Source organism: Burkholderia sp. AU30280 (assembly GCF_020420125.1).
Taxonomy (GTDB): Bacteria; Pseudomonadota; Gammaproteobacteria; order Burkholderiales; family Burkholderiaceae; genus Burkholderia.
Map to the genome: position 1 here is coordinate 109459 of NZ_JAIZRY010000016.1, position 17518 is coordinate 126976.

At 70.3% G+C, this 17518-nt stretch carries 16 protein-coding genes and 2 riboswitches; of the genes, 10 read left to right on the top strand and 6 right to left on the bottom strand.

All coding sequences use genetic code 11. The features are described 5' to 3' along the window. Positions 1 to 12: 12 nt before the first annotated feature. From LGN17_RS30145 to cobA, 4 genes are read right to left on the bottom strand one after another with little or no spacing between them, the layout of a single operon-like run. Positions 13 to 1317 (bottom strand): cobyrinate a,c-diamide synthase, encoded by a 1305-nt coding sequence (locus LGN17_RS30145; RefSeq protein WP_226200696.1) that lies wholly within the window; start codon positions 1315 to 1317, stop codon positions 13 to 15. A 2-nt stretch (positions 1318 to 1319) separates the two neighbouring features. After that, complete coding sequence (cobO, locus tag LGN17_RS30150) at positions 1320 to 1922, bottom strand: cob(I)yrinic acid a,c-diamide adenosyltransferase (RefSeq protein WP_175012900.1); 603 nt, start codon at positions 1920 to 1922, stop codon at positions 1320 to 1322. Between the two features lie 38 nt (positions 1923 to 1960). Beyond that, on the bottom strand, positions 1961 to 2335 hold the full coding sequence (locus LGN17_RS30155) for a cobalamin biosynthesis protein (RefSeq protein ID WP_226200763.1): 375 nt from the start codon (positions 2333 to 2335) through the stop codon (positions 1961 to 1963). Then, a complete protein-coding gene (cobA, locus tag LGN17_RS30160; RefSeq protein WP_175955505.1) occupies positions 2335 to 3084 on the bottom strand; it encodes a uroporphyrinogen-III C-methyltransferase in 750 nt (249 codons plus the stop codon). The genes LGN17_RS30155 and cobA overlap by 1 nt, the downstream gene beginning before the upstream one ends. 168 nt (positions 3085 to 3252) lie before the next feature. Beyond that, positions 3253 to 3490: riboswitch (cobalamin riboswitch) on the bottom strand. Positions 3491 to 3603: 113 nt separating this feature from the next. After that, a riboswitch (cobalamin riboswitch) is annotated at positions 3604 to 3870 on the top strand. Positions 3871 to 4199: 329 nt separating this feature from the next. On the opposite strand from cobA, the gene cobW reads away from it, so the two are divergent. The 7 genes from cobW (at position 4200) to LGN17_RS30195 (ending at position 12463) form a co-directional block, all read left to right on the top strand. Continuing rightward, positions 4200 to 5288 carry a cobalamin biosynthesis protein CobW gene (gene cobW / locus LGN17_RS30165; protein WP_226200697.1) on the top strand — a complete coding sequence of 363 codons (1089 nt, stop codon included), beginning with the start codon at positions 4200 to 4202 and terminating at the stop codon, positions 5286 to 5288. Positions 5289 to 5294: 6 nt separating this feature from the next. Continuing rightward, positions 5295 to 9092: a cobaltochelatase subunit CobN gene (gene cobN / locus LGN17_RS30170; RefSeq protein ID WP_226200698.1), complete on the top strand. Its 3798-nt coding sequence runs from the start codon at positions 5295 to 5297 to the stop codon at positions 9090 to 9092. After that, positions 9089 to 10165 carry an ATP-binding protein gene (locus LGN17_RS30175; protein WP_226200699.1) on the top strand — a complete coding sequence of 359 codons (1077 nt, stop codon included), beginning with the start codon at positions 9089 to 9091 and terminating at the stop codon, positions 10163 to 10165. Before cobN ends, LGN17_RS30175 begins: the two co-directional genes overlap by 4 nt. Before the next feature lie 74 nt (positions 10166 to 10239). Further along, on the top strand, positions 10240 to 10839 hold the full coding sequence (locus tag LGN17_RS30180) for a vWA domain-containing protein (protein ID WP_226200764.1): 600 nt from the start codon (positions 10240 to 10242) through the stop codon (positions 10837 to 10839). Positions 10840 to 10908: 69 nt separating this feature from the next. After that, positions 10909 to 11361 carry a YaiI/YqxD family protein gene (locus LGN17_RS30185; protein WP_226200700.1) on the top strand — a complete coding sequence of 151 codons (453 nt, stop codon included), beginning with the start codon at positions 10909 to 10911 and terminating at the stop codon, positions 11359 to 11361. A gap of 171 nt (positions 11362 to 11532) precedes the next feature. Continuing rightward, a complete protein-coding gene (locus tag LGN17_RS30190; RefSeq protein ID WP_226200701.1) occupies positions 11533 to 12105 on the top strand; it encodes a DUF1993 family protein in 573 nt (190 codons plus the stop codon). Between the two features lie 31 nt (positions 12106 to 12136). After that, positions 12137 to 12463, top strand: a complete 327-nt coding sequence (locus tag LGN17_RS30195) for a low molecular weight protein tyrosine phosphatase family protein (protein ID WP_226200702.1) — start codon at positions 12137 to 12139, stop codon at positions 12461 to 12463. A 21-nt stretch (positions 12464 to 12484) separates the two neighbouring features. Here LGN17_RS30195 and LGN17_RS30200 read toward each other — a convergent pair whose 3' ends face one another. Continuing rightward, positions 12485 to 12907, bottom strand: coding sequence for an NUDIX hydrolase (locus tag LGN17_RS30200; protein WP_175955358.1), 423 nt, complete (start codon positions 12905 to 12907; stop codon positions 12485 to 12487). Between the two features lie 150 nt (positions 12908 to 13057). Further along, positions 13058 to 13315: a hypothetical protein gene (locus LGN17_RS30205; protein WP_226200703.1), complete on the bottom strand. Its 258-nt coding sequence runs from the start codon at positions 13313 to 13315 to the stop codon at positions 13058 to 13060. Positions 13316 to 13590: 275 nt separating this feature from the next. Here LGN17_RS30205 and LGN17_RS30210 point away from each other — a divergent pair, with 275 nt between their 5' ends. The 3 genes from LGN17_RS30210 to LGN17_RS30220 all read left to right on the top strand — a co-directional run bounded on the left by LGN17_RS30210 (position 13591) and on the right by LGN17_RS30220 (position 17492). After that, positions 13591 to 14757 carry a CaiB/BaiF CoA transferase family protein gene (locus tag LGN17_RS30210; protein ID WP_226200704.1) on the top strand — a complete coding sequence of 389 codons (1167 nt, stop codon included), beginning with the start codon at positions 13591 to 13593 and terminating at the stop codon, positions 14755 to 14757. Between the two features lie 124 nt (positions 14758 to 14881). Beyond that, positions 14882 to 16183: a CitMHS family transporter gene (locus LGN17_RS30215; RefSeq protein ID WP_226200705.1), complete on the top strand. Its 1302-nt coding sequence runs from the start codon at positions 14882 to 14884 to the stop codon at positions 16181 to 16183. A gap of 142 nt (positions 16184 to 16325) precedes the next feature. Continuing rightward, positions 16326 to 17492: an acyl-CoA dehydrogenase family protein gene (locus tag LGN17_RS30220; RefSeq protein ID WP_175955350.1), complete on the top strand. Its 1167-nt coding sequence runs from the start codon at positions 16326 to 16328 to the stop codon at positions 17490 to 17492. Positions 17493 to 17518 lie beyond the last annotated feature (26 nt).

The window sequence follows — 17518 nt, forward strand, 5'->3', positions numbered from 1 at the left end:
GCCGTCCCGAGTCTAGAACGCTTCCCCGCTGAACATCGCCACGACCGCTTCCGGATTCGACGGCCAGTACATGTGCATGTACGTCGCGACGATCGCATCGCGTCGATAGACGGCTTCGCCGCTGCCCGACATCCCGTCGGGCCGCGCGGCGCTCGCGACCGGTTCGAGCGGCGTCGCGAGCCGCGAATAATGGAACGTGTGGCCGCGCATCGTTCCGCTGCGCGTATCGAGCTGCTGCATGCCGAGCGCGGCAAACCGGCGCTGCATCGTTGCCTGACCCGGCAACAGTCCAAGCATCGGCGTCGTCGCGCCGTCCACATCGGTCAGCGATTCACACAGGTACACCATCCCGCCGCATTCCGCGACGACCGGCTTGCCCGCCGCCGCGTGCGCGCGAATCGACCGTGCGGTCGCGGCGTTCGCCGCGAGGGTCGCCGCATGCAGCTCCGGATAGCCGCCCGGCAGGAACAGTGCGTCGCAGTCGTCCGGCACGGGTTCGTCGGCGAGCGGCGAGAAGCATCGCACCTGCGCGCCGAGCCTGTCGAGCAATGCGAGATTCGCCGGATAGATGAACGAAAAAGCGACATCGCGCGCCACCGCGATCCGCTTGCCGGCGAGCGCACGCGGCAGCGGCGCTGCCGCATCCGGTTCCGCGAACCCGACAGCCGGCGGCAATTCGGCAAGCGCCGTGTGCGCGAGCACGTCGGCCGCGCGATCGAGCCGCGCGTCGAGATCGTCGATGTCGTTCGGCTGGTGCAGGCCGAGATGCCGCTCCGGCAACGCGATGCCCGCATCGGCCGGCACGTGCCCGAGCCAGCGCAGGTCGTCGGGCAGCGCCTGTTGCAGCAGTTCCGCGTGCCGGGCCGAGCCGACGCGATTCGCCAGCACGCCGTGAAACGGCAGCCCCGGCCGGAACCGCGCGAGCCCGAACGCGATCGCCGCGAACGTCTGCGCCATCGACTTCGCGGAAATCACCGCGACGACCGGCACGCCGAACGCGGCCGCAAGGTCGGCACTGCTCGGCGTGCCGTCGAACAGCCCCATCACGCCTTCGATCAGGATCAGGTCCGCCTCGCGCGCGGCGTCGGCAAGCAGCGCACGGCAGCCGGCCTCGCCGACCATCCCGAGGTCGAGCGCATGCACGGGCGCGCCGCTCGCGCGCTCGAGCAGCATCGGATCGAGAAAATCGGGCCCGGTCTTGAATACACGCACGCGCCGGCCGAGCCGGCGGTGCAATCGAGCAAGACCCGCCGTCACCGACGTCTTGCCCTGGACCGACGCGGGCGCACTGACGAACAGCGCGGGGCAGGCGGGCATGCTCAGAACTCCACGCCGCGCTGCGCCTTCACGCCCTGTTCCTTGTACGGATGCTTGACGAGCCGCATTTCGGTGACGAGGTCGGCCGCCTCGATCAGCGCATCGGGCGCATGCCGTCCGGTCACGACGACGTGCACCGAATCGGGCCGCGCGGCCAGTGTCGCGAGCACTTCGTCGAGCGGCAGGTATTCGTACTTCAGAACCGTGTTCAGCTCGTCGAGGATCACCATCCGGTAGTCGCCGCTCTCGATCATCCGGCGCGCCTCGTCCCAGCCCTTGCGCGCGGTCGCGATGTCGGCGTCGCGGTTCTGCGTGTTCCACGTATAGCCGTCGCCCATCGTCACGAAATCGCACTCGGCCACCGCGCCGAGGAAGTCGCGCTCGGACGTGTGCAGCGCGCCCTTGATGAACTGCACGACGCCGAGCCGCATGCCGTGGCCGAGCACGCGCACCGCCATGCCGAACGCGGCCGTGCTCTTGCCCTTGCCGTTGCCGGTGTTGACGATCAGCAGGCCCTTTTCGTTGACGGCGGCGGCCTGCTTCTTCTCGTGGCCCGCGCGGCGGCGTTCGGTCATCCGTTGATGGGATTCGGCGTCGGTTTTCATCGGATTCGTCCTGTCGAAAGAAAGCGAAACAAAAGGGTTCAGAGCGGGCCGGCGAGTGCGACCGTCACGCCGTCCCGGATGGATTTGGGGCCCAGCAGCCGGCCGTGCGGCGCCGCGAGCCGCGCGCATGGCTCGGCGACTCCCGCGACGCCGAAGCGGGCGAGCGCGGCATCCGACGGGCCGCTGGCGGCCAGTTCGGGATGGCGCGCGAGGTGCGCCGCGTCGAACGCGACGAGCGGCCAGCCGCGTCGCGCGCACAGCGTGCGCAGCGCGCGGGCACTTGCCTTGTCGGCGAGCGTGGCGACGAGCGCCGGTTCGGCGGCCGGGTACCGCTTCAGCGCCGCTCGGATCGCGGCATCGAGTTGCGCGGCCGTTGCGCCCGCACGGAAACCGATGCCGAGCGCGACGCGCATCACGCGCGGCCGCCGAGCGCGGCACGTACCGCGGGAGCGTCGGCGAACGCCGCGACGCGGCCGATCACGACGATCGCCGGCGAACCGATGCCGGTTGCGCCGACGCGTTCGACGAGCGTATCGAGCGTCGCGAGCACGTGCCGCTGTTCGGGGCGCGTCGCATGCTCGATCGCCGCGCACGGCGTATCGCCGGGCAATCCGCCTTCGCGCAGCGCGGTGGCAATCGCGTCGAGCCGGCGGATGCCCATATAGATGACGATCGTCATGCGCGTGGCCGCGAGCGCGCGCCAGTCGGGCTCGTCGGCGCCCGCGCCGTGGCCCGTGACGAAGATCACGCCCTGCGCGTCGCCGCGCTGCGTGACCGGGATGCCGATGGCGGCCGGCGCGGCAATACCCGCGGTGACGCCGTTCACGACTTCGACCGGGAATCCCGCCGCGCCGAGCGCGGCGAGTTCCTCGCCGCCGCGGCCGAACACGAACGGATCGCCGCCCTTGAGCCGCGCGACGCTGCGGCCCGCGCGCAGATGCGCGAGCATCGCGGCGACGATCGCCGCCTGCGGCGTCGATGCATGACCGCCGCGCTTGCCGACGTGCTCGATGTGCGCATCGGCACGCGCATGGCGCAGTACGTCGGGATTCACGAGATCGTCGACGAGCAGCACGTCCGCCGCGCCGATCGCATGGACGGCCTTGAGCGTCAGCAGGTCGGCGTCGCCGGGGCCGGCGCCGACGAGCCACGCGCGGCTCATCGGGCGCGGCACGGCGCGCACCGTGTCGAAACAGTGGAACAGGGCAGGCGGGCAGCGCGGTGGCGGCCGGCAGACAGGTCACGCATGGCGGATCGAACGAAGCCCGCGCGGACGCGGGCGGAATGCGCACCCATCCGTCCCCCGCGGATCGGGCGTTTGGCGAGCGTCGGGCTCGCCCCTTGCGTCGGCCGGTATCCGGGCTGGCCGCTTGCCAGGCCGCAGCCTTCCCGCCCGGCTGAAGGGCAGTGGCATCGTGGGCGGCATGGGCGCGTGCGCGGGGAAGCGCGTCGCGCGGGCGGCGTACCGTTGCGGGGACAGCACAGGCCGGGCGGCAGGCCGCCTCCTGTTTCCCGTTTAACTGCAGGCGCGGAATGCGCATGCGAGCACCGAACGCGGCGCTACGATAGCACAGCGATCCACCCGAACGAACCGCCGCGCACGGCGTCCAGCCCTGCGCGCCGGCCATCCGCAACCGGGCCGGGCGGCCCGCTTCGCCTTGACGCTCCCCGCACCGCCGCCTACACTCGCACGCGTTTTGGTGCTCGCGCGCGCCGCTCCGGTGCGCGCAGTTAAACGGGAAACAGGGCGCCCGCCTGCGCCGCAGTCGAGCCAACCTGTGCTGCCCCCGCAACGGTAAGCGAACGCGTCGCGCGCAAGCGCCACGCAACGCCGCTTCGCCGCATGCTGCGCGCATGCGGACGACCGCCACTGGATGCCGCGCGCATCCGGGAAGGCGAAGCGGCGTGTTCGTCAGCCCGGATACCGGCCTAAACATTGGGGTTCAGCGCCGCGGGGAGGCGGCGCATCGTCCACGGCCGCAGCAGGCCCGACGCCCGCATGTTGCCCGCTTCCTCCGCCGATCTGCCCATGCGCGAACCCGCGCCGGCCGTCGCGGGAAACGGCCGGCTGCGCGAGCCGGGCCGGCGGCAGCCGTGTTGGCATTCACGATGTCGACCGTTCGCAAGGAAGCACCATGTCCGATTCGTCGTTCCGCCCGCCCCGCGACTGTCCGTGCGGATCGCGCGGCGGCCTGCCCGCGATCCGCCAGATGAACTGCCACGCCGCCCTCGACGCGACCATCCCGGCCTGATTCCATTTTCGACCCTGGACCTACCATGACCCTACGCAAGCTTCCCGTCACGATCGTCACGGGCTTTCTCGGCAGCGGCAAGACCACGCTGATGCGCCACATCCTGCAGCACGCCGAAGGCCGCCGCATCGCGGTGATCGTCAACGAATTCGGCGAGCTCGGCATCGACGGCGAAATCCTCAAGGGCTGCGGCATCGGCTGCGAGGATGCCGACGGCGCGCAGGGCGAAGCGTCCGGCCAGCTCTACGAACTCGCGAACGGCTGCCTGTGCTGCACGGTGCAGGAAGAGTTCTATCCGGTGATGGAAGCGCTCGTCGAGCGCCGCGCGGACATCGACCACGTGCTGATCGAGACGTCCGGCCTCGCGCTGCCGAAGCCGCTCGTGCAGGCGTTCAACTGGCCGACGATCCGCAACAGCTTCACGGTCGATGCGGTCGTGACCGTGGTCGACGGGCCGGCCGCCGCCAGCGGCCAGTTCGCGGAAAACCCGCAGGCCGTCGACGCGCAGCGCCGCGCCGATCCGAACCTCGACCACGAATCGCCGCTGCACGAGCTGTTCGCCGATCAACTGTCGTCCGCCGATCTCGTGATCGTGAACAAGGCCGATCTCGTCGACGGCGCGGCGTTCGCGCAGATCGAAACCGCGATCCGCGACGAGATCCCGCCGCAGGTGAAGATCGTGCGCGCGACGCGCGGCGAGCTCGATCTCGCGATGCTGCTCGGTCTCGAATCGGCATCGGAAGAAACGATCCACCTGCGTCACGACCATCACGGCTCGGCCGACGACGGCGATCACGATCATCATCACGACGATTTCGACTCGGTGGTCGTGTCGGGCGACGCCGGCACGCGCGAAGCGACGATCGCCGCGCTGCAGCGCGTCGTCGAGGCGCACACGATCTACCGCGCGAAGGGCTTCGCCGCGCTGCCCGGCGCGCCGATGCGGCTCGTGATCCAGGGCGTCGGCCGCCGCTTCGACAGCTATTTCGATCGCCGCTGGCAGGACGGCGAAACGCGCGCGAGCCGCTTCGTGCTGATCGGCGAGGATCTCGACGCGGCCGCGCTGCAACACGCGTTCGATGCCGCGTGCGCGGCCGAGCCGCAACAGGCGTAACGCACGATGCATCTGCTGCGCACCACGCCGGGCGGCTTCGTCGACGATACGCAGGGCGTCGTCCGGATCGACCAGCAGCCGGCCGACATCGTGATCCTGAGCTCGGCCGACACGACGCTGTCGCTGCTGGCGAGCGTCGTGCCGCAGCTGCCGGCCGGCTTCCCGAGCGTGCGGCTCGCGAACGTCACGTTCCTGCGGCAGCCGGCGTCGGTCGACTTCTACGTCGACGACGTGCTGCAGCATGCGAAGTCGGTCGTGATCGATCATCTCGGCGGCGAGACGTATTGGCCGTACGGGATCGAGCAGGCTGTGTCGCTCGCGTCGAAGCGCAGGCAGCAGCTCGCGATGTTTTCGGGCGACCTGCAGGAGGACCCGAACCTCGTCGCGAAGAGCACCGTCGCGCCCGACCTGTGCCGGCTGTGGTGGCGCTACCTGCGCGAAGGCGGCGTGCACAACGCCGAGGCGCTGCTGCGCAGCATTGCATTCCACACGCTCGGCTTCGGCGACGAACCCGAGCTGCCGCGCCCGCTGCCGGCCGCCGCGCTGTACCACCCGGCGCGCGACCGCGCGAGCGTCGACGACTGGCGGCCGCGCTGGACGCCCGGTGCGCCCGTCGTCGCGATCCTGTTCTATCGCGCGCACTGGCAGGCCGCGAACACGGCCGTGTTCGACGCGCTGGCCGATGCGCTCGTCGACGCAGGGCTGAATCCGCTGCCGATCGCGGTCACGTCGCTGAAGGACGCGGTGAGCCGCGAAGTCATCACGCAGCTCTGCGACACGCACGACGTCGCGCTCGTGCTGAACACGACCGCGTTCGCGGCCGGCGCGATCGACAGCCCCGAACACGACGTGCTCGCCGGCGACGCGCCGGTCTTGCAGGTGATCCTGTCCGGCGGCAATCGCGACGCGTGGGTGGCCGACAACCAGGGTCTGCATGCGCGCGACATCGCGATGCACATCGCGCTGCCCGAGGTCGACGGGCGCATCGTCACGCGCGCGGTGAGCTTCAAGGGGCTCGCGTACCGCTGCCCGCACACCGAGGTCGACGTCGTGCGCTACCAGCCGGATGCCGAGCGGATCGCGTTCGTCGCGGCGCTCGCGCGCGGCTGGTGCCGGCTGCGCACGCTCGACCACGCCGACAAGCGCATCGCGCTGATTCTCGCGAACTATCCGCAAAGCGAAGGGCGGATCGGCAACGGCGTCGGGCTCGACACGCCGGCGTCCGCGCTGCGCGTGCTCGCGGCGCTGCGCGACGCGGGCTATGCGGTGGCCGACCTGCCGCCCGACGGCGACGCGCTGATCGCACGGCTCACCGAAGGCGTGACCAACGACACGGCGGTGCACGCGCTGCGCCCCGCATTCCAGAGCTTCCCGCTGGCCGACTACGTCGCCCGTTTCGCGCGGCTGCCGGCGGCCGTGCGCGACGCATTGAACGCACGCTGGGGCCCGCCCGAAGTCGACCCGACGCTGCGGCAAGGGCGCTTCACGATCGCCGGCTGGCGCGCGGGCAACGTGTTCGTCGGCATCCAGCCGTCGCGCTCGCGCGGCGAGAACGATTACGCGAGCTACCACGACGCGGATCTCGTGCCGCCGCACGCGTATCTCGCGTTCTATTTCTGGCTGCGCGACGCGTATCGCATCGACGCGGTCATCCACCTCGGCAAGCACGGCAACCTCGAATGGCTGCCGGGCAAGAGCGTCGCGCTGTCCGACGCGTGCTGGCCCGACCTGACGCTCGGGCCGCTGCCGCACCTGTACCCGTTCATCGTCAACGATCCGGGCGAGGGCAGCCAGGCGAAGCGCCGCGCGCAGGCCGTGATCGTCGATCACCTGATGCCGCCGCTCACCCGCGCGGAAAACTACGGCCCGCTGCAGGATCTCGAACGGCAGGTCGACGAATACTACGAAGCGCTGATGGTCGATGCGCGGCGCGCGAAGCTGCTGCGCAAGACGATCCTCGCGACGATCGCCGAGCATCGTTTGCATGACGAACTGAGCGTGTCGCCGCCGCGCGATACGGGCGACGAGGATGCGCTGCTCACGCGTGTCGACGCGTGGCTGTGCGAGCTGAAGGAAGCGCAGATTCGCGACGGGCTGCACGTGTTCGGCGTATCGCCGGCCGCGCGCCAGCGGCGCGACACGCTGCTCGCGCTCGCACGCTTTCCGGTCGGTGACGGCAAGGGTGCGCGTGCGGGGCTGATCGGGGCGCTCGCGCGCGATCTCGCGCTCGGCGACGATTTCGATCCGCTCGCGGCCGACTGGGCCGCGCCGTGGGTCGGCCCGCGCCCGGTGATCCTGCAGGCGCTCGACGCATCGCCGTGGCGCCATGCGGGCGACACGCGCGAGCGGCTCGAGCGGCTTGCGCAGCACTGGCTGGACGGGCTGTGCGCGGATACGGATACCCATTCGACGCCTCCCGGCGACTGGCCGCACACGCTCGCCGTGATCGAGCGCGTTCGCGCGACGCTGCTGCCCGCGCTCGACGCATGCGGCGGCGAGGAAATGCGTCAGCTGCTGCGCGGGCTCGACGGCCGCTTCGTGCCGCCGGGGCCGAGCGGCTCGCCGTCGCGCGGCCGCCCCGACGTGCTGCCGACCGGCCGCAACTTCTACTCGGTCGACACGCGCGCGGTGCCGACGCAGGCCGCATGGTCGCTCGGCCTGAAATCCGCGCAGCAACTGATCGAGCGTCATCTGCAGGATCACGGCGACTATCCGCGCGCAATCGGCCTTTCGGTATGGGGCACGGCGACGATGCGCACCGGTGGCGACGACATCGCGCAGGCGTTCGCGCTGCTCGGCGTACGGCCGAAATGGGCGCACGGCAGCCACCGCGTGACCGACTTCGAGATCCTGCCGATCGAGATCTTCGACCGGCCGCGCATCGATGTGACGCTGCGCGTGTCGGGCTTCTTCCGCGACGCGTTCCCGAACCTGATGCACCTGTTCGACGCGGCCGTGCAGGCCGTGGCCGCGCTCGACGAGCCCGAGGACCTGAACCCGATCCGTGCGCGCATCGAGCGTGAACGCGAGACGTGGATCGCACGGGGCGTGGCACCGGACGAGGCGCGGCGCCGTGCCGGCTGGCGCGTGTTCGGCGCGCGGCCGGGCAGCTACGGCGCGGGCCTGCAGGACCTGATCGACCAGCGCCGCTGGCAGGCCGACGCCGATCTCGCCGAGGCCTACCGCCGGTGGGGCGGCCATGCGTACGCGCAGAACAGCGCGGGCGACGCCGCGGCCGACGTGTTCGGCGAGCGCCTCGCGACGATCGACGTCGTCGTGCAGAACCAGGACAGCCGCGAGCACGACATCCTCGATTCGAACGACTACTACCAGTTCCAGGGCGGGATGACGGCGGCCGTGCGGCACCTGTCCGGGCAGCAGCCGAGCATCTACCACGGCGACCATGCGAACCCGGTCGCGCCGAAGATGCGCACGCTGCGCGAGGAAATCGCGCGCGTGATCCGCTCGCGCGTCGTCAACCCGAAATGGCTCGACGGCGTGAAGCGCCATGGTTACAAGGGCGCGGCCGAGATGGCGGCGACCGTCGACTACCTGTACGGCTATGACGCGACCGCGCGCGTGCTGTCCGACCACCAGTACGCGCTCGTCGCCGACGCGTACCTGTTCGACGACGCCACCCGCGCATTCCTCGAACGGCACAACCCGAAGGCGCTGCACGGCATCTGCGAACGCTTCGTCGAAGCGATGCAGCGCGGCCTGTGGCAGCAGCCGGGCGACTATCGCGACCGGATCGAGGCGGTCTGGCTCGCGAGCGAACAATTCCAGGAAGGGGGGCGGCGATGACCGATCCGACGACGCACCGCGCCCGCGCGGTCTTTCCGTTTGCGGCGCTCGTCGCGCAGGAGGCGCTGCAGCAGGCGCTGCTGCTCGCCGCGATCGACCCGTCGCTGGGCGGCGTGCTCGTGAGCGGGCCGCGCGGCACCGCGAAATCGACCGCGGCGCGCGGCCTCGCGGAGCTGTTGCCCGAAGGGCAGTTCGTCACGCTGCCGCTGTCGGCGAGCGACGAGCAGGTGACGGGTACGCTCGATCTCGCGCATGCACTCGCGGAAAACGGCGTGCGCTTCCGGCCGGGACTCCTCGCGAGGGCGCATCTCGGCGTGCTGTACGTCGACGAAGTGAACCTGCTCGCCGACGGGCTCGTCGATACGCTGCTCGACGTCGCCGCGAGCGGCGTGAACATCGTCGAGCGCGATGGCGTGTCGCACGCGCACGATGCGCGCTTCGTGCTCGTCGGCACGATGAATCCGGAGGAGGGCGAGCTGCGTCCGCAACTGCTCGACCGCTTCGGTTTGATGGTCGAGCTGGAGAACTGCTTCGACGCCGCGCAACGCGAGCGGATCGTGAAGGCACGGCTTGCATTCGATCTCGATCCGGATGCGTTTCGCGCGCGCCATGCATCCGCGCAACGCGAGCTCGGCGACCGGATTCACGCGGCGCGCGCACGGCTGGCGGCGCTCGATTTCGACGATGCGGTCCATGCGCGCGTCAGCGCGCTGTGTATCGACGCGGCCGTCGACGGGCTGCGCGCCGATCTCGTGATGCTGCGCGCGGCGCGCGCGCTCGCCGCGCTGGAGCAGGCCGATGCGGTGACGGTGTCGCATGTGGAGCGGGTGGCCGAAGCGGTACTGCGGCACCGGCGCCATGCGGGCATGCCACCCTCGTCCGGCGCGTCGCAACCCGACGACGAACGCGACGGACACGCGCCGCCCGATGCGCGCGAGCGCGCCGGCGATCCATCGGGCGCGGCGAAGGACGATGCCGCGCCATCGCAGGGCGACTGGGGCTACCTGCCGCCCGAGCCGGCCGGGCTGCGCAACGTCAAAGGCGTCGTGCCGCTGCCGCTAAAAAAACGCTGAGCCATCGAGCCGGCGCCGCCGCGAACCTCGTTCGCGGTCCTCGATGGCAATCAGGCGCAGCCGTGCGCGTGCGCGTGCCGGGCACGGCGCGCGCCGGCACGGCCGTGGCGTGGCCGGCGACACTGGCCGCGAAACGCGGCGGCCCGCTGCATCGCGATCATCTGCGCTTCCGGAAACGCGCCGGCACGCCGCCCGCACTGCATTGCTTCGTGCTCGACTGTTCGGCGTCGATGCTGTCGCACGAGCGGCTCGCGTTGGCGAAGGGGCTGATCGTCGCGTATTTCGACCAGGCCGCGCGCGACCGGGTCGAAACCGCGCTGATCTGCTTCGGCGGCAACGGCGCCGCGCGACGCTTTGGCCCGGCCGTCCCGCGCTGGTGGAATGCGCGCTGGCTCGAACCCGTCGAAGGCGGCGGCGGCACGCCGCTCGCGGACGGCATCGCGGCCGCCGCGCAATTGTTGGCGCGCGCGGCGCGGCGCGAGCCCGGCAAGCAGCGCTGGCTGTGGGTGCTGTCCGACGGACGCACGCGCGAGATGCCCGCGAAACCCGCGGCGGCCGATCACGTCGTGTTCGTCGACTTCGACGATGCGGCCGTACGGATCGGGCGGGGCGCGCGGCTGGCCGCGGCGTGGGGCGCGCAGTGGGTGACGGCCGACGCGCTGTGCGCGGGCTAGCAGGCTGATGGCCGGCCGGCGGTGCGCTATGATCGCCGCTTCTGCTTCAACCCATTGGAACACTCCACCATGCAAGTACTGGTCGATGCCGACGCGTGTCCCTCCGTCATCAAGGACATGCTGTTTCGCGCCGCGCGTCGTGCCGAAATCGGCGTGACGCTGGTCGCGAACCAGTTTCTGCGCACGCCGCCGTCGCCGTTCATCAAGGCGGTGCAGGTGCCGGCCGGCTTCGACGTGGCCGATGCGCGCATCGTCGAGCTGGTGGAAGCGGGCGACCTCGTGATTACCGCCGACATCCCGCTGGCCGCCGCCGTGCTCGACAAGGGCGCGCATGCGCTCGACCCGCGCGGCAACTGGTTCAGCCGCGAGAACATCGAGGAACGCCTGTCGACGCGCGCGATGATGGATCAGTTGCGCAGCGCGGGCATCGACACGGGCGGGCCGGCGCCGTTCAGCGCGCGCGACGGCAAGGCGTTCGCATCGCAGCTCGACCGGTTCCTGGCGCGACACGGCAAGCCCTGAGGTCGCGTGGACGCGGCCGTGCGCCGTCATCGTCCCGCGTCGGGGTGCACTCACCCGTGTCACGCGCCACATCGCCGATCCGCATCGCATCGCGCTCGTCGCCCTGAGCCAGGATGCAGGTTCGTGCCGACGCTGCTATCGTGGCGCCAACCACAACACAGGAGCGCACGCGTGACGCCGACCGAACTTCTCGTTCCGACCTTCACCCAGCTGCTGCGCGCGCAGACCGCGTGGCTCGACAAGGTTGCCGCGCACCGGCAGGCCGCGGGCGACGCGCCCGACGCGGCGATGTCGCTGAAGCTGGCGCCCGACATGTATCCGCTCGCGGCACAGGTACGCTTCTCGTGTTTCCAGGCGATGGAGCCCGTCCACCGGCTGCGTGGCGAACCGGTGCCGGCTGCGCTGCTGGCGTTGCGCGAGGCGGGATGGAAGGCGGATGCGCAACCCGGCTCGCTTGCCGACGCGCAGGCGATCATCGCCGGCACGCTCGCCTTTCTCGGCGAACTCGCGCCGGATGCGCTCGACGGCGGCGCCGCGCTGCCGATCGCGCTCGAGATGCCAAACGGGATCGCGTTCGACCTGACCGGCGAACAGTACGCGCGCGACTGGGCGCTGCCGCAGTTCTACTTCCACGCGATCGCCGCGTACGCGATCCTGCGCCACCATGGCGTCGAACTCGGCAAGGCCGACTACGTGCCGCACATGCTCGCGTACATCCGGCCGGGCACGATTGCGCAAGGGTGAGCAGGGCGGTGTCGGGCAATCGCGAAGCGACATGATGCGGGCGCTCTTCATCTGCAGCCGCAACCGGCTGCGCAGCCCGACCGCCGAAGCAGTATTCGCCGCGTGGCCGGACGTCGAAACCGACTCGGCGGGCCTCTCGCCCGATGCGGATACGCGCCTGTCCGCCGAGCAGCTCGACTGGGCCGATGTCGTGTTCGTGATGGAGCGTGCCCACCAGGCGCGGCTGGCGGCGCAATTCGGCCCGCATCTGCGGCACAAGAAGATCGTGTGCCTCGACATTCCCGACCGTTACGCCTGCATGCAACCCGAACTCGTCACGCTGCTCGAGCGCAAGGCCGGCCCGTTCCTGCGCAAGTGACCGGTGCGGGTGATGTCGGCGTCAGCGCGGCCGGCCGTTCGCGCTCGCCGAGAAACACTCGAGCCGCAGCAGCTCGATGATCTTGCGCGTCGGCACGCTCGCATGAAGCGTGTCGAGCCGGTCGACGGTAAACCACTTGCAGCGGGCGATCTCGTTGCTCGCGCGCGGCGTCAGGTGCGCCGGCACGTCGGCCACGAACACGTGATGGAGCTTGGTCAGCCCGCCGAACTGCACCGCGTAGTCGAGCGCAAGCCCCTCCAGCCGCGTTTCCTCCGCGAGCTCCCGCAGCGCAGCATCGAGCGGCGTCTCGCCACGCCGGATCGTGCCGCCCGGCAGCGACCAGCGCGACGCGGCGCGGGCAACCAGCAGCACGCTGCTGCGCTGACGGCACACGATCGTGGCGCGTTCCTTGATGACGGCGAGAGTGTCCAGCCCGGTACTCATATTCGGTAAAGCAGGTGCTGAATCGTGGAGAAAATGCGCGTCGGCGGCTCGCTGCCCGGCAGCAGGCCGCGACGGCGTACAGGCGCCCGTACCGATCTTAGCGGCCGTTCATGACAGTTCCGTGCACGGCTTCGCGGAATGGAACACGGGTCACGCGTGCGTATAGATTCCGCTGCGCGCCGGCTTCGCGTGGCGCGGCTGGCGGCGCTTGTGAACGGCACGCCGATGGTGGGACGGCGGCGCGACGTGCCGGCGCGCGGGCGCGGGCCGTGCGGTCGGTGAGGCCGCCTGCGGCGCGCCCCCCGGCATCTGCGTCTGTCCTTCGCCGAAATGGAACGTCTGGTTTTGCGCGTGGGCGACGCCCAGCGTCGACGCCAGCACAAAGGCCGCGAGCAGCATCCGTTTCATGAATCGTCCGCCTTGTTTTTCGAGATGAAGATGGCCCGCCAGCTTAGCGAATGGCGGGGCGCCATCGCAACCGCGTCGTGTTCGGTGTCGGCCCCACTTGCGCACGCCGGCACCTTCCGCCCGGCCTCAGGGTGCCGCCGGGGTTGACAACATAATTCCCGAGTGTGAATATAAATTCACACACAAGAATTATTCGTCGAATCCGGGAAGCCGCGCCGCAGATGCGCGGCGACCGGAACCGGCCGTCCGATCAACCGGAACCAGGAGCGGGACGCATGGCGGAACACGAGCAGCAGGGCGCGCTGGCGGGATTGCGCATCATCGATCTGTCGCGGGTGCTGGGCGGCCCGTATGCAACGCAGATCCTGGCCGACCACGGCGCGGAAGTGATCAAGGTCGAACCGCCGTCCGGCGACGAAACGCGCACATGGGGCCCGCCGTTCGACGGCGATACCGCGTCGTACTTCCTCGGCGTGAACCGCAACAAGCTCGGCATCGCGCTCGACCTGACGCAACCGGCCGACCGCGAACGGCTGCTCGGCCTGCTCGAACAGGCGGACGCCATCGTCGAGAACTTCAAGATCGGCACGATGGAGCGCTGGGGGCTCGGCTTCGACGCGCTGCATGCGCGGTTTCCGCGCCTCGTTCATTGCCGCGTGTCGGGTTTCGGCGCGGACGGCCCGCTCGGCGGGCTGCCCGGCTACGACGCGGCCGTGCAGGCGCTCGCGGGGCTGATGAGCGTCAATGGCGAAGCGGGCGGCGCGCCGCTGCGGGTCGGCGTGCCGATCGTCGATCTCGTCACCGGGCTGAACGCGGCGCTCGGCGTGCTGATGGCGCTGCGCGAGCGCGACGCGAGCGGCCGCGGCCAGTTCGTCGAATCGACGCTGTTCGACTGCGCGCTGTCGATCCTGCATCCCCATACGCCGAACTTCTTCCATTCGGGGAAGGCACCCGTGCGCACCGGCAACGCGCATCCGAACATCACGCCGTACGACAGCTTTCCAACGGCGAGCGTCGACATCTTTCTGGCGGTCGGCAACAACGGGCAGTTCGCGGGGCTGTGCGACGTGCTCGGCACGCGCGACTGGCTCGACGATCCGCGCTTCACGGACAACCGCGCGCGCAGCGCGAATCGCGCCGCCCTGCGTGCGCGGCTCGAAACGGCGCTGGCCGGACACGACGGCGCGGCGCTCGCCGAGCAACTGATGCGCCGCGGCGTGCCGTGCGCGCCGGTGCTCGGGCTCGATGCGGCGCTCGATCATCCGCATGTCGCGCATCGGGAGATGAAGGTCGAGCTGGGCCGGCATCGCGGCATCGCGTCGCCGATCAAGCTCGGTCGCACGCCCGCCACGTACCGGCGGCCGCCGCCCGCGCTGAACGAACACGCGGCGCAGGTATTCGCCGACGCTGACGGCCGCGATCGCGCCGCACACCGGGACTGACCGGCTTCGCGGCTGCCGGCCGTGCCGCGCGCCCGACGGCGCCGCACGGCCCTGCGTGCCGCACGCCCCTTCGAACACCCTGCCGGGCGCTGCACAGGCGCACCGGCTGAAGAGGAGACGCATCATGCTTGCATGGATCGGCGCGATCGCCATCGTCGCGCTGTTCGGCCTGATCATCACGAAACGGCTGTCGCCGCTCGTCGCGCTGATCGTCGTGCCGGTGGCCGCGTCGCTCGCGGCCGGTTTCGGGCTCGCGACCGGCAAGTTCATCGTGCACGGCGTACAGAACATCGGCCCGATCGCCGGGATGTTCGTTTTTGCGATTCTTTTTTTCGGCATCCTCACCGATGCGGGGATGCTCGACCCGATCATCGCGGGCGTGCTGCGCGTGATCAGCTGCCATCCGCCGCGCATCGTGATGGGCTCGGCGCTGCTCGCGCTGCTGATCCATCTCGACGGCTCGGGCGCCGTCACGTTTCTCGTCACGCTGCCGGCGATGATGCCGCTCTATACGCGGCTCGGGATGGATCGCCGCATCCTCGCGTGCGTGGCGTCGATGGCGGCCGGCGTCAATTTCCTGCCGTGGGTCGGGCCGATGCTGCGCGCGTCGGCGGCGCTGCACCTTCCCGGTTCCGCGATCTTCATGCCGATGATTCCGGTGCAGATCGTCGGGCTCGTGTTCGTGTTCGGCACCGCGTACGTGCTCGGCGTGCGCGAGGCGAAGCGGCTCGGGCTCGATCGCGCCGGCGCGGCGTCGCTCGCGATTGCGCCGCGCGCGCTGACCGACGCCGAACGCGCGTTGCGCCGGCCCGAGCGCTTCCGGATCAATCTCTTGCTGACGCTCGTCGTGCTCGTCACGCTCGTGTCGGGCATCGTCGACCCGATGGTGATGTTCATGCTCGGCACGGTCGCCGCGCTCGTGATCAACTACCCGGACGTGCAGGCCCAGCGCGAGCGGATCGACGCGCATGCCAAGGCCGCGCTGATGATGGCGAGCGTGCTGCTCGCGGCCGGCGCGTTCACCGGCATCATGTCCGGCACCGGGATGCTGAAGGCGATGGCGGACGTGGTCGTCGCACACGTGCCGGTCGAGCATGCGCGTCACATGCCGTTCGTGCTCGGGCTGCTGTCGATGCCGCTCAGCCTGCTGTTCGACCCCGATTCGTTCTATTTCGGCGTGCTGCCGGTGCTCGCGGAAAGCGCGAAGCTGCTCGGCGTGCCGCCGATCCAGATGGCGCAGGCCGCGCTGCTCGGCCAGATGACGACGGGCTTCCCGGTGAGCCCGCTCACGCCCGCGACGTTCCTGATCGTCGGCCTGACCGGCGTCGAGCTGGCCGAGCATCAGAAATTCACGATTCCGTTCCTGTTCGCCGCCACCGTGCTGATGGTGTTCGCCGCGGTGATCGTGGGCGTGTTTCCGTTGTGAGCGCCCGAGACTGGCCGCTTCGTGCCGACGCGCCGAGCGGGCCATCCCGCACGGGGACATCCTTCGGCGGGCAAACCTCGGTGCCGCATGGCGTTTTCTTGAGAGCGGCGCGACCGCTCGCCTTTTTCCGGGAGTGCATTCCATGCAGTTCGACCTGACCGACGACCAGCGCGCGATCGAAAGCGCGATCGAGAAAATCTGCGCGCGCTTCGGCGACGACTACTGGCTCGAACGCGATCGCGCGGGCGGGTTCCCGGACGATTTCCACGCGGCGCTCGCCGAGGCCGGCTGGCTCGGCATCGCGATGGACCCCGCCCATGGCGGCGCCGGGCTCGGGATGACCGAGGCCGCGCTGATGATGCGCACGATCAGCGCATCGGGCGCCGGCCTGTCCGGCGCGTCGGCCGTCCACATGAACATCTTCGGACTGAACCCGGTGCAGGTGTTCGGCAACGACGCGCAGAAGGCGCGCTTCCTGCCGCCGCTGATCGCCGGGCGCGACAAGGCGTGCTTCGCGGTGACCGAACCCGATGCGGGCCTCGACACCACGCACCTGACCACGCAGGCCAGCCGGGACGGCGACCACTACGTGCTGAGCGGGCGCAAGATCTGGATCTCGACCGCGCAGGTGGCCAACAAGATGCTGATCATCGCGCGCACCACGCCGCTCGACCAGGTCGCGAAGCCGACGGACGGGCTGAGCCTGTTCTATACCGATCTCGACCGCTCGTGCGTCGAGGTACGCGAGATCGAGAAGATGGGCCGCAAGGCGGTCGATTCGAACCTGCTGTTCATCGACAACCTGCGCGTACCGGAAGGCGACCTGATCGGCAACGAAGGCGACGGCTTCCGCTACCTGTTGCACGGGCTGAATCCCGAACGGATCCTGATCGCCGCCGAGGCGATCGGGCTCGGGCAGGCCGCGCTGCGCCGCGCGACGCAGTACGCGTGCGAACGTGTCGTGTTCGGCCGGCCGATCGGGCAGAACCAGTCGATCCAGCATCCGCTCGCGCAGGCGTGGATGCAGCTCGAGGCCGCGTGGCTGATGGTGATGAAGGCCGCGACGCGCTACGACGCGGGGCAGCCGTGCGGCGCGGAGGCCAACGCCGCGAAATACCTCGGCGCGGAAGCCGCGTTCCAGGCGTGCCAGACGGCGGTCGCGACGCACGGCGGGATGGGCTACGCGAAGGAATACCATGTCGAGCGCTACCTGCGCGAGTGTATGATTCCGAGGCTCGCGCCCGTGAGTCCGCAACTGATCCTGTGCTACATCGCGGAGAAGGTGCTCGGGCTGCCGAAGTCGTACTGACCGTACCGTTCCGGCGGCCGGCCCGG

Bases quoted from the DNA above. Each gene is read 5' to 3' on its own strand.
- LGN17_RS30175 (WP_226200699.1), top strand. From the start codon at position 9,089: ATGACCGATCCGACGACGCACCGCGCCCGCGCGGTCTTTCCGTTTGCG.
- cobW (WP_226200697.1), top strand. From the start codon at position 4,200: ATGACCCTACGCAAGCTTCCCGTCACGATCGTCACGGGCTTTCTCGGC.
- LGN17_RS30195 (WP_226200702.1), top strand. From the start codon at position 12,137: ATGATGCGGGCGCTCTTCATCTGCAGCCGCAACCGGCTGCGCAGCCCG.
- LGN17_RS30185 (WP_226200700.1), top strand. From the start codon at position 10,909: ATGCAAGTACTGGTCGATGCCGACGCGTGTCCCTCCGTCATCAAGGAC.
- LGN17_RS30205 (WP_226200703.1), bottom strand. From the start codon at position 13,315: ATGAAACGGATGCTGCTCGCGGCCTTTGTGCTGGCGTCGACGCTGGGC.
- LGN17_RS30200 (WP_175955358.1), bottom strand. From the start codon at position 12,907: ATGAGTACCGGGCTGGACACTCTCGCCGTCATCAAGGAACGCGCCACG.
- cobA (WP_175955505.1), bottom strand. From the start codon at position 3,084: ATGAGCCGCGCGTGGCTCGTCGGCGCCGGCCCCGGCGACGCCGACCTG.
- LGN17_RS30155 (WP_226200763.1), bottom strand. From the start codon at position 2,335: ATGCGCGTCGCGCTCGGCATCGGTTTCCGTGCGGGCGCAACGGCCGCG.
- LGN17_RS30145 (WP_226200696.1), bottom strand. From the start codon at position 1,317: ATGCCCGCCTGCCCCGCGCTGTTCGTCAGTGCGCCCGCGTCGGTCCAG.
- LGN17_RS30210 (WP_226200704.1), top strand. From the start codon at position 13,591: ATGGCGGAACACGAGCAGCAGGGCGCGCTGGCGGGATTGCGCATCATC.
- LGN17_RS30220 (WP_175955350.1), top strand. From the start codon at position 16,326: ATGCAGTTCGACCTGACCGACGACCAGCGCGCGATCGAAAGCGCGATC.
- cobO (WP_175012900.1), bottom strand. From the start codon at position 1,922: ATGAAAACCGACGCCGAATCCCATCAACGGATGACCGAACGCCGCCGC.
- cobN (WP_226200698.1), top strand. From the start codon at position 5,295: ATGCATCTGCTGCGCACCACGCCGGGCGGCTTCGTCGACGATACGCAG.
- LGN17_RS30215 (WP_226200705.1), top strand. From the start codon at position 14,882: ATGCTTGCATGGATCGGCGCGATCGCCATCGTCGCGCTGTTCGGCCTG.